Annotated in this window: 15 protein-coding genes and 1 pseudogene; 8 read left to right on the top strand and 8 right to left on the bottom strand. The window is 68.6% G+C overall.

The window, feature by feature from the left end:
• The first annotated feature begins 94 nt into the window (after positions 1 to 94).
• Entirely contained in the window at positions 95 to 670 is a 576-nt protein-coding gene (locus OG866_RS01780; RefSeq protein ID WP_329331478.1) for a CGNR zinc finger domain-containing protein, read from the top strand.
• Between the two features lie 107 nt (positions 671 to 777).
• Here the strand turns inward: OG866_RS01780 and OG866_RS01775 are convergent.
• A pseudogene (locus OG866_RS01775) lies at positions 778 to 898 on the bottom strand (transposase); the annotation flags it as partial.
• A gap of 107 nt (positions 899 to 1,005) precedes the next feature.
• Here OG866_RS01775 and OG866_RS01770 point away from each other — a divergent pair.
• The 4 genes from OG866_RS01770 (at position 1,006) to htpG (ending at position 5,006) form a co-directional block, all read left to right on the top strand.
• Complete coding sequence (locus OG866_RS01770; RefSeq protein ID WP_329331477.1) at positions 1,006 to 1,530, top strand: AAA family ATPase; 525 nt, start codon at positions 1,006 to 1,008, stop codon at positions 1,528 to 1,530.
• 255 nt (positions 1,531 to 1,785) lie between these two features.
• Entirely contained in the window at positions 1,786 to 2,025 is a 240-nt protein-coding gene (locus OG866_RS01765) for a hypothetical protein (protein ID WP_329331475.1), read from the top strand.
• A 218-nt stretch (positions 2,026 to 2,243) separates the two neighbouring features.
• A complete protein-coding gene (locus tag OG866_RS01760) occupies positions 2,244 to 2,999 on the top strand; it encodes a DUF4097 family beta strand repeat-containing protein (protein WP_329331474.1) in 756 nt (251 codons plus the stop codon).
• Positions 3,000 to 3,104: 105 nt separating this feature from the next.
• Positions 3,105 to 5,006, top strand: a complete 1,902-nt coding sequence (gene htpG, locus OG866_RS01755; protein ID WP_329331473.1) for a molecular chaperone HtpG — start codon at positions 3,105 to 3,107, stop codon at positions 5,004 to 5,006.
• A 76-nt stretch (positions 5,007 to 5,082) separates the two neighbouring features.
• Here htpG and OG866_RS01750 read toward each other — a convergent pair whose 3' ends face one another.
• The 3 genes from OG866_RS01750 to OG866_RS01740 all read right to left on the bottom strand — a co-directional run bounded on the left by OG866_RS01750 (position 5,083) and on the right by OG866_RS01740 (position 7,412).
• Positions 5,083 to 5,505 carry a hypothetical protein gene (locus OG866_RS01750; RefSeq protein ID WP_329331472.1) on the bottom strand — a complete coding sequence of 141 codons (423 nt, stop codon included), beginning with the start codon at positions 5,503 to 5,505 and terminating at the stop codon, positions 5,083 to 5,085.
• Positions 5,506 to 6,256: 751 nt separating this feature from the next.
• Positions 6,257 to 6,715, bottom strand: a complete 459-nt coding sequence (locus tag OG866_RS01745; protein ID WP_329331471.1) for a DUF6114 domain-containing protein — start codon at positions 6,713 to 6,715, stop codon at positions 6,257 to 6,259.
• Positions 6,716 to 6,797: 82 nt separating this feature from the next.
• On the bottom strand, positions 6,798 to 7,412 hold the full coding sequence (locus tag OG866_RS01740) for a DUF6230 family protein (protein ID WP_329331470.1): 615 nt from the start codon (positions 7,410 to 7,412) through the stop codon (positions 6,798 to 6,800).
• A gap of 278 nt (positions 7,413 to 7,690) precedes the next feature.
• Here OG866_RS01740 and OG866_RS01735 point away from each other — a divergent pair, with 278 nt between their 5' ends.
• Positions 7,691 to 8,383 (top strand): MerR family transcriptional regulator, encoded by a 693-nt coding sequence (locus tag OG866_RS01735; RefSeq protein ID WP_329331469.1) that lies wholly within the window; start codon positions 7,691 to 7,693, stop codon positions 8,381 to 8,383.
• A 718-nt stretch (positions 8,384 to 9,101) separates the two neighbouring features.
• Here the strand turns inward: OG866_RS01735 and OG866_RS01730 are convergent.
• On the bottom strand, positions 9,102 to 9,338 hold the full coding sequence (locus OG866_RS01730; protein WP_443063487.1) for a hypothetical protein: 237 nt from the start codon (positions 9,336 to 9,338) through the stop codon (positions 9,102 to 9,104).
• A gap of 214 nt (positions 9,339 to 9,552) precedes the next feature.
• Between OG866_RS01730 and OG866_RS01725 the strand changes: the two genes are divergently transcribed.
• Complete coding sequence (locus tag OG866_RS01725) at positions 9,553 to 10,362, top strand: oxidoreductase (protein ID WP_329343872.1); 810 nt, start codon at positions 9,553 to 9,555, stop codon at positions 10,360 to 10,362.
• Positions 10,363 to 10,428: 66 nt separating this feature from the next.
• Positions 10,429 to 11,403 (top strand): NmrA family NAD(P)-binding protein, encoded by a 975-nt coding sequence (locus OG866_RS01720; protein ID WP_329331468.1) that lies wholly within the window; start codon positions 10,429 to 10,431, stop codon positions 11,401 to 11,403.
• A gap of 232 nt (positions 11,404 to 11,635) precedes the next feature.
• Here the strand turns inward: OG866_RS01720 and OG866_RS01715 are convergent, their stop codons facing one another.
• The 3 genes from OG866_RS01715 to OG866_RS01705 all read right to left on the bottom strand — a co-directional run bounded on the left by OG866_RS01715 (position 11,636) and on the right by OG866_RS01705 (position 14,988).
• Positions 11,636 to 13,102 (bottom strand): glycoside hydrolase family 32 protein, encoded by a 1,467-nt coding sequence (locus OG866_RS01715; protein WP_329331467.1) that lies wholly within the window; start codon positions 13,100 to 13,102, stop codon positions 11,636 to 11,638.
• Positions 13,103 to 13,178: 76 nt separating this feature from the next.
• Positions 13,179 to 14,051 carry a carbohydrate ABC transporter permease gene (locus OG866_RS01710; RefSeq protein WP_329331466.1) on the bottom strand — a complete coding sequence of 291 codons (873 nt, stop codon included), beginning with the start codon at positions 14,049 to 14,051 and terminating at the stop codon, positions 13,179 to 13,181.
• Position 14,052: 1 nt separating this feature from the next.
• Complete coding sequence (locus OG866_RS01705) at positions 14,053 to 14,988, bottom strand: carbohydrate ABC transporter permease (protein WP_329331465.1); 936 nt, start codon at positions 14,986 to 14,988, stop codon at positions 14,053 to 14,055.
• Positions 14,989 to 15,033: the final 45 nt, after the last annotated feature.

Genomic DNA, 15,033 nt, shown 5'->3' with positions numbered 1-15,033 from the left:
TGGCCGTCGCGGAACCGGCTGCGAACCATCGCGAACCGGCTAAGACGGTTCTAGCGTGTCTTCATGCCTGTCTGCAACCGGCTAAGGTGGTTCCATGCGTGCTGAGTTCCCTGACTTCCGCCTCGGTAACGTGCTGGCCACCAGCTTCACGGGGACCCTGTCGGAGCGTCACGGCGACGTTGTGGAGCGCATTCCCACACCGCAGCGACTCATCGACTGGCTGGCGGTGAACGGCCTCGCCGTGGACTCCTGCACCACTGCCCAGCTCGACCTCGCTCGGGAACTGAGGGAGTCCATTCACGCCACCGCGACAGCTGCCGCGATCGGGGACGCTCTCCCCGCATCGGCTGTCCAAGTCATCAATGACTCCAGCGCTCAGGGCCGGGCCGCGGCGATCCTGACGGCCGAGGGCAAGCGGCGATGGCGGCTCAGCTCGACTTCCCGTGTGGAGGACGCCCTCGGCGTGATCGCCGCCGACGCGATCAGCATCATCGCCGGCGAACGAGACGGAAAATTGGCCTTGTGCGCGTCACCCACCTGCCGGGCCGCCTTCTTCGACGCCAGCCAAAGTCGTACTCGCAGATGGTGCGACATGAACACGTGCGGGAATCGTCAGAAGAAGGCGCGCTTCCATGCCAACCACCGCAAAAACCCCAGATCGGCGGAGTGATCGTCACCTCGGTACGGGTCTTGCGGCAGGGCGGCCCATGCTCGCCGCGGGCGTCCGTCTGTGAGGTGGGTTCGTGCGGCCGGTTGCGGAAGGCGGCGACCACCACCGAGGGCCTGATCGGCCCGGCGACGTCGCTCCCAGAAGCCGGTGCGGGAAGTAACTCCCGCTCCTGAGCTGGAGGCTGGCCAGTTCGACGGCGCCGGCCCTGGTGTCCCACTCGCGCGGGCGCCGCGGCGAGGTTGTCCTCGGCGAGGACGTGCAGGGGCAGATCGTCTGGCCTGGATCGGCCTTCGGCTGAAGCCGTGATCACTTGGCCTTCGTGACAAGATCTGGGCGTGACGATGTTGTTCCTGACGGTCGGCTTGCCCGGGGCCGGGAAGACGACGCGAGCGCGACAGCTCGCCGAGGAGCACCACGCGCTGCGGCTGACGCCGGATGAGTGGATGCGCCCGCTGTTCGGCGATCCGCAGCCGGCCGGGAAGCGCGATGTGCTGGAAGGACGGCTGCTCTGGCTGGGTCTGGAGGGGCTGAAGCTGGGGACGAACGTGGTCCTGGATTTCGGATGCTGGTCTCGCGACGAGAGGTCCGCGATCCGCTGGTTGGCGATGTCCGTGGGCGCGTCCTGTCAACTCGTGTACGTGCCGGTGGACCATGAGACCCAACGCGCTCGGATCGCCCATCGACAGGCGACCACCCCTGATCAGACGTTCGTGATGAGCGAGACGGACCTCCTGCACTGGAGGACGCTGTTCGAGGAGCCCGATGCCACGGAACTCGAAGGGCATGAGGTAGGAAGTCCGCCTCCGGGGTGGGCCGGATGGCTGGAGTGGGCCGCCGACCGATGGCCATCCCTCACGTGATGGCCGAGGCACGGTGATGCGGGGTGATCAGCCTCGTGGCGTGGTTGTCCTTCATCCGGTCGAGGGGTTGGTCCATCGTCGGTGAAGACGGGCACACCGAGGTCGAATCGCCGACACGACGCCGCCTGCCCTTCGCACCGGTTGATCCCCCCATCTGTGGGACGGGTGGGGATGTACTGGTGTGTGGGTCACGCCCCCACTGCGCCAGCTGGGGCGCACGCCGCGCCCAGGCGCCGATGTCGTCGTTGCCCGGGCATGAAGAAGATCATTTCGCTGGTCGTGCTCACCGTCGCCGGCCTCGCCCTTGCCGCCCCTGCCAACGCCGATGACGGCGACAGCAACCTCGGCCCCGGCGTCAACGCCGCCAACAACTGGAACTTCAGCGCGGCCTCCGTCTGCTTCCAGGAGCTCGCCGTGGTCCCCGTCGGAGGCGCCTGGAACGCCAACACGGTCAACCGCTGCGTCAACGGCAACGTCCTCAACCCCACCCCCTGACGCTGCCAGGCCGATAAATATCCGGGCCGCCGTACCCGGCCGGGGTGCTTCGCCGGGGCGGCGCCAGCGGGCCCACCTGCCGGGCATGCTGCCCCGGGTGTGGAATCTGCCGGTTCGCGCAACGCGTTGGGCCCGGCCTCGGCCTGCCCCTGTCTGCCCGTCCAGCCGACACCGCGCACGCCGCCATGGCCTCGTCGATGCGGGGCAACCGTAGGGGCATGAAGGTGATGAAGGTGATGGCCCCACGGCACCGAATGCCTCCGACGTTGGTACTGCTGCTGGCGCTGTCGTTCGCGGGCGCCTGCGACAGCGGTGGCACCGACGCCCCCCGAGCCGACAACGCACTGCGTGCGGCTGCGTCCGGGGACGAAGTGGTGATCAGCACCGACAACGGAGTACGGCTGCGCCCGGCCGGCGGCGACCACATCACCGTGGACGACCGGATCGACGGACACTGGTCCCACCACGGCGACCGCTGGACCCTGGATCTGGACTGCGCCGACGACCACGGCTGCCCACGGATGCCGTACGTCAAGATCCCCGACGGCGCGAAGGTCACCGTCACTGCCCGCAACGCCGGCGTCGACGTGGTGGACGTCGCCGCCGCGTTGGACGTCACGACCGTCAACGGCGATGTGACGGTGACCCACTCCGGTCAGGAGCACGCCCCGTTGCGGCTGACCACCCGCAACGGATCGGTGCGCGCGACATCCCTCGAGGTCGGCCGGCTGTATGCGAGCACCGTCAACGGCGATGTGGAGATGCAGTGCGCTGCCGCGCCCGCGGGCGTGACCGCGAGGACCGTCAACGGCTCGGTCGACGTCACGGTCGCCCGTGATGCCCCGGCCTACCGCGTCACCATGAGCACCGACAACGGGCGCACCATGACCGATGTCCACGCCCAGGACGCCGACCGAAACCGCCTGATGACCCTGACCACGGTCAACGGTGACGTCACGGCCCGCCGGGACTGAGGCGTGACGAGCTGTCAGTTTCACGTGAAACACCCTGACGTGGTGTTTTAGAGTGACTGTCACTCGTATTCCGCGACTCAGGGACCTGTGAGGGACACGCGAACCATGTCCACCGAAACGTTTGAGTTTCAGGTAGAGGCCCGTCAGCTGCTCCAGCTGATGATCCATTCGGTCTACTCGAACAAGGACGTCTTCTTGCGCGAGCTCGTCTCCAATGCCTCGGACGCGCTCGACAAGCTGCGTTTGACTGCCCTGCGCGACGACGGTCTCGATGTGGACCTGTCCGACCTGCACATCCAGATCGACGTGGACCCGGAGGCCCGTACGCTCACCGTGCGGGACAACGGCATCGGGATGTCGTACGACGAGGTCGGCACGTTGATCGGCACCATCGCCAACTCCGGCACGGCCGCCCTCCTCAAGGAACTGGAGGAGGGCCATGACGAGGCCGGCGCGGAGGGGCTGATCGGCCGGTTCGGCATCGGGTTCTACGCCGGATTCATGGTGGCCGACGAGATGACCCTGGTCACCCGGCGCCTCGGCGAGAGCAGCGGCACGCGCTGGTCCTCCCGTGGTGAGGGCACCTACTCGCTGGAGAAGGTCGAGGAGGCGCCCCAGGGCACGTCCGTGACGCTCCACCTCAAGCCCGCCGACCCCGAGAACCAGCTGCACGACTACACCTCCACCTGGAAGATCAGGGAGATCGTCAAGCGGTACTCGGACTTCATCACCTGGCCGATCCGCCTCGTCCCCGAGGCCGGCGACGGCGAGGAGACGGCCGAGCCGGAGACGCTGAACTCGCGCCAGGCCCTGTGGGCACGCTCGCGCGAGGAGGTCTCGGCCGACGAGTACCACGAGCTCTACAAGCACGTCAGCCACGACTGGCGCGACCCTCTGGAGACGATCCGGTTCCAGGCCGAGGGCACCTTCGAGTACCAGGCGCTGCTGTTCCTCCCGGCGCACGCTCCGCACGACCTGTTCACCCGGGACTTCCGGCGCGGCCTCCAGCTCTATGTCCGACGCGTGCTCATCATGGACGACTGTGAGGCGCTGCTGCCGCCGTTCCTCCGCTTCGTCAAGGGCGTCGTCGATGCGCAGGACCTGTCGCTCAACGTCTCCCGGGAGATCCTCCAGCAGGACCGCCACATCAGGATGATCCAGCGACGGCTGACCAAGAAGGTCCTGTCGTCGGTCAAGGCGATGAAGGCCAACGACCCCGAGAAGTACGCCACGTTGTGGCGTGAGTTCGGCGCCGTGCTGAAGGAGGGACTGCTCGGTGACCCGGACGACCGCGACCCCATCCTCGCGGTCGCGTCCTTCGTCAGCACCCATGACGGGGACGAGCCGACGACGCTCCAGGAGTATGTGGAGCGGATGAAGGACGGTCAGGAGCACATCTACTACCTGACCGGAGAGTCCCGACAGAGCATCGAGAACTCCCCGCACATGGAGGTGTTCAAGGCCCGAGGCATCGAGGTCCTGCTGCTGACCGACCCCGTCGACGAGGTGTGGGTCGACGCCGTGGGCGAGTTCGAGGGAAAGCGACTGCGGTCCGTCGCCAAGGGCGAGATCGACCTCGACGTCCAGGGCGACGAACAGGAGGACAGTGCACGGGAGGAGCAGGACGAGAGCTATGCCGGCCTGCTGGAGTGGATGAAGGAGCAGCTCGGGGAGGAGGTCAAGGACGTCCGATTGTCGACGCGCCTGACCGTCTCACCGGCGTGTGTCGTCTCCGACGCCCATGACCTCACCCCGGCGCTGGAGAACATGTACCGGGCGATGGGGCAGGAGGTGCCGGTCACCAAGCGGATTCTCGAACTCAACCCCGGTCACGCGCTCGTCCGTGGCTTGCGGCAGGCCTACGCGGAGCAGGAGGACCGGACGGAGCTCGTCGAGACGGCCCAACTGCTGCACGGACTCGCCGTCCTCGCGGAAGGCGGACAGCCCAAGGAGCCCGCCCGGTTCGTCAAGCTGGTGGCGGAACGGCTGGAGCGCACGCTCCGCTGAGCCACGAGGCAGCCGATCGGTTTCCGTCGTGGGAGACCGATCGGCTTTCAAGCGCAAGCCCGTCAGGGCCCTGGCTTCAGCGGGGCGTTCCGTACCCGTGGATCCCTGGGATGACGAGCTTTCCGCCTGTCTGTCCGGCCTGGTCGATGTCGGCGTCGTCCAAGCCGAGTTGGAGCTTGAGGTCGAGCTTCCCGAGCGTGTCGTAGAGCCACTCCGGGACGGTTTCGGGTGTGAGGTGGAGGCGGAGGACTGGGGGCAGCGGGACGCCTTCGACCCCGGAGAGGGTGCCCGTCAGGCTCTCGACGTACATGGTGATGCGGTCGCCACGCAGCGCGGACGTCGAGCCGGGTGCTCCGTCGATGTGCTGGATCTGCGGGCCGACGGGTACGGCCATCTTCAGGTCCCGGATCGTGACGGCCGCCGTGGAGAACTTGAGCACCCGCTTGGGCCCGGCGGCTGTGTCCACGGTCACCACGCCGCCGAAGACAAGGTCACGCAAGGCGAGGTGGCTCCCCTTCATGTTCCAGGACTCGGCGGCGAATCGGCCGGCACCGGTGTCCTCGGGAGCCTTGAGATCGCTGATGTCACAGGTGCGGGAGGCCCCTGGGGCGGGCGTCGGCCGGGAGGGCGGCTCGGTGGTCCGGTGGCTGGGGGTGGGTGATGCGTGAGGCGTCGCCGGTGCCGGATCGGATGGCTCCGTGGCAGTGGGTGTCGGAGCGGTCAGGCTCGGCGATGGGCTCGTGTGGGGTGCCGGACTCTGCTGCTCGGTGTCGCCGCGGAAGAGGGGGGCGAGGATGTCGGCGAGGCCGGTGGAAGCGGCACTCGCGCTGGGCGAGGCGGTCGGGGCGGTCGTCGGACCCGGGAGGGGCGCGGCTCCCTCGTCGGCCCCGTGATCCGATGGCGTGACGGAAGCGTCTGCGGCGGGGGCGCCGGGCGTGCTGGGAGCAGTGGGTGGAGTGGGTGGAGTGGACGTTGCGGCGGGGGATGCGGTGTCGTCGGGACGGGCACAGTCGACACCGCGGTCGGCCCCTTCGTCGGGAACGGACTGAGCCGCGGTGGCAGTTGCGTCTACGGCGGGCAGGCGCTGGCTTCCCAGGACCAGGGCGGTCGGCAGGGCGGTCAGTGCGAGGGCCTTCCCGAGCGGCAGTCGCAGGCGGGTGAGCGCGGACGTACGGGGAACGGCATGGCGGCCTCGCGGGGGCGGCACCAAGACGGGTTCAACGGCTTCGCCGCGGATGTCGGGTGACTTGTCAGTCATTGGCCGGCTCTCCCTCCGAGGCGATGGTGCCGCCGGGTATGCCGTCGTCCACCGGACCCCAGGCCAGAGCGAGCAGTCCGCCCGTGGCCGCGAACAGTGTGCCGAAGAAGAACCCGCCGAAGTTGGAGATGGGCAACGACAGCACGCCGAGGAAGATGGCGACGCAGCCGGCGAAGAATCTGATGATCGGCTGGAACCAGAGGAGTCCACCGAGGACGATCAGCGTCAGGCCGATGACCAGGGACCCGGCACCCGCAGTGGTCGACATCGCCACGGACAGGGCGCCTATGGAGAGGTTGAAGTACGGGAGGTAGATGATCGGCGCGGCGGCGAGCAGCACCAGCAGGCCCGCCCAGAAGGGGCGGGTGCGCCGCCAGGCCCGGAAGTCACGGCGAGCGCGGGCGAAGCCGCTGTCACTGTGGGGGTGCGCAGGCGCGTCGGCACTCGTCATGTGGCAACTCCCAGATCGTAAGAAGGAGAAGGAAGGAGAAGGAGGGGGGCTGTGTGTGTGGGGGGAGAGAGCGGGAGCGAGTTCAGAAGCAGTCGTGGCGACCGGCTGCGATGTTCATGTGCAGGCCTGACAGTTCGAATGTGCCCGCGGTCGTGGCCCAGACCGTCTGATGGGCGTCGATGATCTCCACCTTGTCCGCCTCCTGGGCGTAGCCGTTGGGATCGACCTTGTCCTTCGGGTTGACCTGGCTCTTCGTCATGGAACCGGTGGCGACACCGATGTCGATGTTGGTGAAGGTGCCCTTCTTGGCCTTGAGGTCGGTCATGTCTATGTACAGGTCCTTGGCCTTGACCGGTGTGCCCGACCCACCGGCCTCCAGTGTCATCGTGTAGGTCCCGAGCACCGGGATGTCCACCGGCACGGACTGGCACATGTCGGTGACCTCCGCGTCCTTGATGGACGAGACGGAGACGGGTACGTGCTTGCCGTTCTTGGCGACGTCGACCGTGGCGTAGTTGCCGAAGCCGGTGCCGCTCAACTTCCCGGCCGAGACCTTGAAGTCGGAACCGGAGATGCTGAACGAAGCGGCGAGTGCCCCCTGGGCCATGGAGACGGCGACCGCCGCGGTGGCGGCCACGGTCGGCACCGCACCGATCGCGAAACGCTTCCAGTGGGTCTTGCCGATGCGCTGGGACATGGTGAGGTTCTCCGTTGTCGAGGCGTACGAGATGACCGGATCCGGGGGTGACACGGGTGCCCGGGCCCGAGGTAGGGGGAAGAGCTGCGGCCGGGTGCGGCCACGGCGTTGCACGCGCTCGCGCAGGAGCATGTTGTCCACGCGCACTGAGAAGCGGGCATGCCGAAGAAGCGCTCGATAGTGGTACTACCGAGTGCCCGATACTGGCACTATCGAGATCACGAGTGCAACCCCAGGTAACTGCGATACTGCTGGGGCAGTTGAGCGTGAGGGAGCGCATGAAGATTTCGGAGCTCAGTCGACGGTCCGGGGTGCCGGTGGCGACCATCAAGTACTACCGGCGGGAGGGGCTGCTCCCTGAGGGCCGCGTACTGAACCCGACGACGGTCGAGTACGACGAGGAGCACATCCAACGGCTGCGTCTGATCCGTTCCCTCATCCAGCTCGGCGGTCTGTCCGTCGCTCGCGCCCGGGAAGTGCTCGAAGCGGTCGAGCAGCCGTTGGACGCGTTCGAGACCCTGGGGGTCGTCCACCATGCTCTGCCGGTTCCTGCCGCGGCGACGCGCGGGAGGGGCGGCGAGGGTCCTGAGGGTGCCGTCGAGGAGGCGGCACCCGGTGGAGCCGCCGCGAGGGTCGAGGCTCTCATCGAGAGCATGGGCTGGCGGATCTCCGACGCCTCGCCGCACCGCCCGGCGCTCGCCGAGAGTCTCGCGGCACTGAGCCACCTCGGCACCGACTACACGGCCGACGACCTCATCCCCTACGCGCGGCTCGCCACCTCCACCGCGGACCTGGATCTCGCGCAGCTCGAAGGGATCGAGGACCAGATCGCCCTGGCCGAGCGGGCGGTGGTCCTCAGTGTGCTGTTCGAGCCGGTCGTCAGCCTGCTGCGGCGCCTCGCGCAGGAGGACGCGAATCACCGGCGCCATGATCGCCATACGTGTGGACGGTCCGGGCATCCGGCAGCGTGAGTCCTCGACCGGATGCCCGCGGCGACCGACGGCACCGCGGCGGGGGAGTGCGACAGGGGTAGTCCTTGACGCCGAAAGGTCGCAGAAGCGCGCCAGCGGCGGAGGTCACCGAGCCGCCCTGTGCAGCGGCCTCGGATCGAAGCCGAGCGGGTCGCCGGCAGCGCCCTGCCGTCGGCGGCACGGCCGATGTGAGTGCCGACTGTGGGTCGTACCTCGATAGGGCGGGGCCGGGCAGGGGCTGACCCACGGCTCAGGCTTGCGCACAAAAACCGATCGGTTTACAGTGACGAAACCGGTCGGTTCCTCGCCGTGCTGGCGAGGCTCGAACCCGCAGGAGCGGGGAAGGCTTCCGCGCGTGACGCCGAGGGGCCATCGACGGCTCCGCCCCCCAGGCTTCCGGCGAAGCCGACCGCCCACCCGTCGGTGCAGGCTGCAATCGCCCGGCGCGGGACCGCCGTGCCGGTGTGACGGCGGGTCATCCCAGACGGGCCACTGCTCGGAGTGGCCCTGGTGTGCGTCGCCCTGCCGGGGACGACGGGCGCGCACACCCTCATGGCTCGGCGACGGCCTTCCCCCGGGCCGTCGTCGAGCCTGCATCGGGGCTCACCTGCCCGTGCGGGAGTCCAGCCGACAACCTGACCGGCCTCGTCGCGCCCACCGTGACCACCCTGCGCGACGCGGCAGGCGTGCGCTGACGCATCGCGTTCCCGGAGCCCTCTCATTTCCCGGCGTCCAGCGGCAGGTGCACGGTTTCCCAGATGCTCATCCAGTCGGCCCGGACGAGCTCGCCGATCAGCTCATCGCCCTGCGCTTCGGCGGCCGTCACGGTGGCATACCCCTGCATCGGCATCAGGAGCGTTTCGGGGTGTGAGATCAGCTGCGCGTAAGCCTGCGTCATCGCCTGGGTGGCCTGCTCGATGTCCTCCGCCCCGTCGGCCGCCCGCTCGAAAGCCAAGCGGGACCCACCCGCTGGGCGATCGCCGCGGTGGAGGTGCCGCGGTAGCCCGTACGCGCGAACTCGGTGATCGCCGCACGGATGACGCTCTCACGCCTGTCCGACGGGCTGACCCTGACCATGCCCTCATCCTCCCTGTTGGAACTTGCATGCGGAAACCGATCTGTTTACTGTGGGGAAAACCGATCGGTTTCAACGAGTGCTGGAGTCCATGATGCTGACAGGCAAGCCGGTGGCAGTCGTGACGGGCGCGTCGTCCGGCATCGGGAAGGAAGCCGCGCTCGCCCTCGTCGCGGCGGGTTTCGACGTGGTCGGCACAAGCCGTAACACCTCAGGCGTCGCCCCTCTCGGCGGTGTGACGCTCCTCGGCCTCGACGTCGCCAATGACGCCTCGGTCGCCGCAGCGGTCCAGGAGGTGAGCGAGCGCTTCGGGCGGATCGACGTCCTGGTCAACAATGCCGGCGTCGGCTCGATGGGGGCGGCGGAGGAAACCTCCGTCGCACAGGCCCGGGCCGTCTTCGACACCAACGTCTTCGGCGTCATGCGCATGGTGAACGAGGTCCTGCCGCACATGCGCGCTCAGGGGCGCGGGCGCATCATCAACATCTCGTCCGTGCTCGGGTTCCTGCCCCAGCCGTACATGGCCGCCTACGCCGCCTCCAAGCACGCGGTCGAGGGCTACACCGAGTCCCTGGACCACGAAGTCCGTGACCACGGCGTCCGGGCACTCATCGTCCAACCCGCCTACACCAGGACCGGGTTCGAGGCCAACAGCGCGAAACCCGACACCCCGCTGCACGCGTACGCGAAGCAGCGGCAGACCGTCGACCGCGTGATGGCGGACGCGGTCAGGGGCGGCGACGCCCCGGCCGTCGTCGCCCAGGCGATCGTCGCGGCCGCGACCGACCCGAAGCCGCGCTACACCGCCGGTCCCCTGGCCGGACGCGCACGCCTGCTGCGCCGCCTCGCTCCCGCCGCGGTCTTCGACAAGCAGATCCGCAAGATGAACCAGCTGTCCGGCTGACGCACCGGCGCTCGGACCCAACACCCAGTCCGAACACACCATTCCCAGCAACCAGAGGACACCTTGATGTCAGAGCGCAACCCCATCCTGATCACCGGAGCCGCCGGGGAGATCGGTGGAGTGAGCCGCACGATGGTCGACATGCTGCTCGAACAAGGGCACCCGGTACGGGCGTTCGTGCGCCAGGACGACGAACGCGCGCACTCGCTCCGCCAGGCCGGCGCCGAGGTCTTCGTCGGTGACCTGCTCACCATCGCCGACGTCACCGCCGCGCTGAGGGGCGTCCGACGCATCTACTTCAGCATGAGCCTGTCGCCGTACTACACCGACGCCGTCAGCCTGATGGCCGCAGCGGCGCGGGCCCAGGGCGACATCGAGGTGTTCGTCAACATCTCCGAGTACGAGCAGTCGTTCATGACGTTCGAGAAGATGACCGCGCCGGAGGAGGAACGGCGCGCGTGGCTCGGCGGACTCATCGCCGACTGGTCACCGCAGCAGCGGGCCCACTGGGTCGCGGAGCAGGTGCTGGACTGGTCCGGCCTGCCGACCGTCAACATCCGCGGCGCCATGTTCGTCGAGAACCCACTGATGACCTGGCTGGCCCTCGAGCCGCTGAGTCGGGGCGAACTGCGCCTGCCCTTCGCCGACCACCGACTCGCACCCATCGCGGGCTACGACGTGGCGGAGCTGTGCGTGAAGATCCTGACCGACCCGGAGCCGCACATCGCGAAGTCCTACGACCTCAACGGCCCGGAGTGGAAGGACATGCACGGTTTCGCGGAGGACTACGCCGCCGTACTGGGACGCCCGGTCACCTACGTTCCCGAAGACGTCGAGACCTGGAACGCCACCTACATCGACACCGCCCTGGGCGCGCTCCCGCACACCGCGGAGCATCTGAAGACGCTGACCAGGCTGATGGGCGGCGGCGGTTATCGCGGCACCACCGACCAACTCGCGACGCTGCTCGGGCGCCCGCCGAAGACGGTGCGCTGGGCACTGGAGAACCATCCGCGCATCCGGAAGCTGGCCGCTGCCTGAGCCGTCGGCGGCCCAGCGAGGAAGCGACAGCGGCAGCGGTGTTGGCCGGGCCTCACCGGGCAGCGCACGCAAGGCCGGCCGGTCAGGGGCAGACCGAGCCGTGGTGGTTGGCTGCCTCTCAAGGAGGGCGCGGGGCTGTCGCCCCGCGCCACGGATCGCGGCCAACGGCGCTGTGAGGGCGTTGGGTGCCGAGGCGGACGTATCTGCCGTCAGGGCTTGTGCGCCCCGGGGATCAGGCGCGTTGTGCGCCCCGGCCCGCCAACTGGGCCTTCTGCGGGAGGTCATGCGCGGACAGGTTCCATGCCGCGACGGCGAACTCTCCGCGCCCTGCCCCTGTCGTGCGGGCCTGGAGCCGCCACGGTCCGTCAGTGGACGGGTAGAACCTCAGGGTGAGGACCTGTTCGTCGGCCAGGTAGACCTCGGCTATCGAGCGGTCCACGATCACCCGGAGTTCGACCGGGGTGTTGGGGCGTGCCGCAGCAGGGCACGGCGCGGTGTACGTCCCTCCCCGTGCCCGAGTGTCCGGCGAGGCGTGGGTGCGGTCGACGACGAGGCGGCCTGTCGTGGGGTCGAGGCTGATGTCGAGGTACTCGGAGTCGTCGGTCGAGGTGATCAGGCGCAGCCCGCTGGTGCCGGTGGGGTCCGGTGTCAGGGCGGCGGTGAGGTCGAAGGTGTGGCTGACCTGGCCGAGTTCGGCCGGCTCGGTCCGTGTGATGTGGCCGGTTCCGTGGAGGACGCGCGGGCCGCGCAGGGCCAGCAGTTCGCGGGCGGGGCGCTGGGCGAGGGTTCCGTCGGCGGTGAGGCTGATCTCTCTGGGCAGCGTGAGGACGCCTGCCCAGCCCGCTTCGTGCGTCCAGGCGTCGTCCCGGGCTTCCCAGGCCCAGCCCCACATCAGCCAGCGGTCTTCTCCGGGGGCCTTGAGCAGGGCGGGGGCGTAGAAGTCGGGGCCGTGGTCCAGTGGCACGGGAGCCGTGGCCGCCTCGAAGCGTCCGTCGTTCTCCCGGCCGGTGATGACGGTGGTGTGGCTGGGGCCGCCCTGAGGGGTCCAGTCGCTGAGGATCAGGGCGCTTCGGTCGCCGAAGGTGGCGTACTGGGGGCATTCCCAGCCGATCGGGCCCGTGCCGGCGGTGGTGTCGCTGGTGTGGAAGGGGCCTCGGTAGGACCAGTGCTCCAGGTCGTCGGACTCGTACAGCAGCGCCGCGGCGCGGCCGTCGTCGAGGGCGGAGCCGACCAGCATCCGCCAGCGGTCGTCCTGCCGCCAGACGTAGGGGTCCCGGTACATGGTGGTGCCGGCGGGTGGCTCGGGGATGAGCAGGTGAGGGCGCTTGGCCCAGGTGCGGCCGTTGTCGTGCGACGCGGCCGTGGTGACGGGCTGCCACCAGCGGTCGTCGCGGTGGGCGGAGTAGAAGGCCACGATGCGGCCCTCGACGGAGACGGCGTTGCCCGAGTAGCAGCCGTCGGCGTCGTAGCCGCCGGGCGTGGGGGCGAGGGCAACGGGGAGGGGCTCCCAGGTGAGCAGGTCGGGGCTCCGGTAGTGGCCCCAGTGCATGTTCGCGTGCTGGGGGCCGTGCGGGTTGTACTGGAAGAAGACGTGGTAATAGCCGTCGTGGAAGACCAGGCCGTTGGGGTCGTTGATCCAGTTGCGGGGCGGTCGCAGATGGACCGCGGGCAGGTGGGGGTCGGCGGGCGACGTGGACACACGGAGCCTTTCTCAGGGCGTGCGAAGCGCACGGAAGTCATGAGGACGCGGCGGAACCGTCAGTGCGGTGCGGGGGTCAGCCCTTGACGCCGGTGGAGGCGATGCTGTTGACGAACGACCGCTGGAACGCCACGAACAGGGCGAGGATCGGCACGGTGATCATGGACGAGTAGGCCATGATCTGGCCCCAGCCCACGTTGAGCTGGAAGAAGTAGGAGATGCCGACCATCACCGGTCGCAGTTCCTCGCTCTGGACGACCATCAGCGGCCACAGGTAGGAGTTCCAGGCGGGCAGGAAGGTGAGGATGGCGACGGTGGCGACGGCCGGGCCGGACAGGGGCATCACGATGCGGCGGTAGATGGTGAACCAGCCGGCGCCGTCCATGATCGCCGCTTCGTCGAGTTCCTTGGGGATGCTCTGGAAGAACTGGTGGAAGAAGAAGATCGAGAAGGCATTGGCGGCGAACGGGAGGATCTGCACCTGGTAGGTGTCCATCCATCCGGTGGTCCACTCCAGGTGGAAGCCGTTCACGCGCAGCAGCGGCAGTTGGTTGACCCACCACACCAGCGGCAGCGCGAAGGTCTCGAACGGCACGATGAGGGTGGCGATGACGGTGGTCAGGACGAGCCTGCGGCCCGGCCATTGCATGCGTGAGAGCGCGAAGGCGGCCAGGCTGTTGATGATGACGCCGAGGACCACCGTGATCGAGGAGATCAGCACGGAGTTCAGCAGGAACCGTGCCGCGGGGACCCGGTCGAACATGGCCGTGTAGTTGTCCAGCGACAGGGCGCCGACCGGGAGGAAGGCGCGCGGGGAGCCGAGGTCGCCGAAGATCTGGTCGTCGGTCTTGAGCGACGAGACCAGCATGAAGAGCAGGGGGAGTGCGAAGACCAGGGCCAGGACGATGCGGCCGGCGTGGCCGCTGATCCGCTTGAGGAGGGAGGTCATGTCAGTCCTTCTCCCGGGTCAGGAACCGCTGGATGAGCGACACGGTCAGGACGAGCAGGAAGAAGACCAGTGAGATGGCCGCCGCGTAGGCGGTCTGCTGCTGGTCGTAGCCGGTGCGCACCGCCTGGAAGACGACGGTGGTGGTGGAGTCGAGCGGGCCGCCCTGGGTCATCACCCTGATCTGGGTGAAGAGGCTGAACGCCGCGATGGTGATGGTGACGAGCACGAAGGTGCGTGTGGCGCGCAGTCCGGGCCAGGTGACGTGGCGGAAGCGGTGCCAGGGGGTGGCTCCGTCGAGTTCGGCGGCCTCGTACAGCTCGGCGGGGATGGTCTGGAGACCGGCCAGCCAGATGATCATGTGGAAGCCGACGCCTTGCCAGACCGACATCAAGATGATGGCGGGCATCGCGGTGGCCGGGTCACCCAGCCAGTCCGGGCCCTGGACATGGCCGAGGGTGAGCGTCGAGATGACGCGGTTGACCAGGCCGTCCTCGCGGTAGAGGAAGGTCCACAGGAGGGACACCACAACCATCGAGGTGACGACCGGCAGGAAGTAGACGGTGCGGAAGAAGTTGACGCCCCGCACTTTCGCGTTGACGAGCAGCGCCAGGACCAGGGCGAGGCCGGCCTGGAGCGGTACGACGACCACGGCGAAGTACACCGTGTTGCGCAGGGACTTGTAGAAGACCGGGTCTTCGAAGAGCTGGGTGAAGTTCCTCAGGCCCACGAAGCGGGCCGGGGTGGGCGAGATGAGCCTCGCGTCGGTGAAGGCCAGAGCGAAGGCGAGGGCGACCGGTACGACGAGAAAGACGATCAGCAGCACGACGGCCGGGGTGGCCATGCCGAGGGCGGTGAGGCTCTCACGGCGACGGGCGTTGTTCGTGCGGGTTCGCCGGACCGGACGCAGCCGCTCGGGGGCTGCGGTGTTGGTGGTCACGGTATCTCCAGGGAGCCGGTCCGGTTCGGGCGGTGCGGTCGGGGG

The organism is Streptomyces sp. NBC_00663 (assembly GCF_036226885.1).
Lineage (GTDB): Bacteria > Actinomycetota > Actinomycetes > Streptomycetales > Streptomycetaceae > Streptomyces.
Note: the sequence above shows the minus strand (reverse complement) of the source record. Positions and strands in the feature narration are given on the sequence as shown.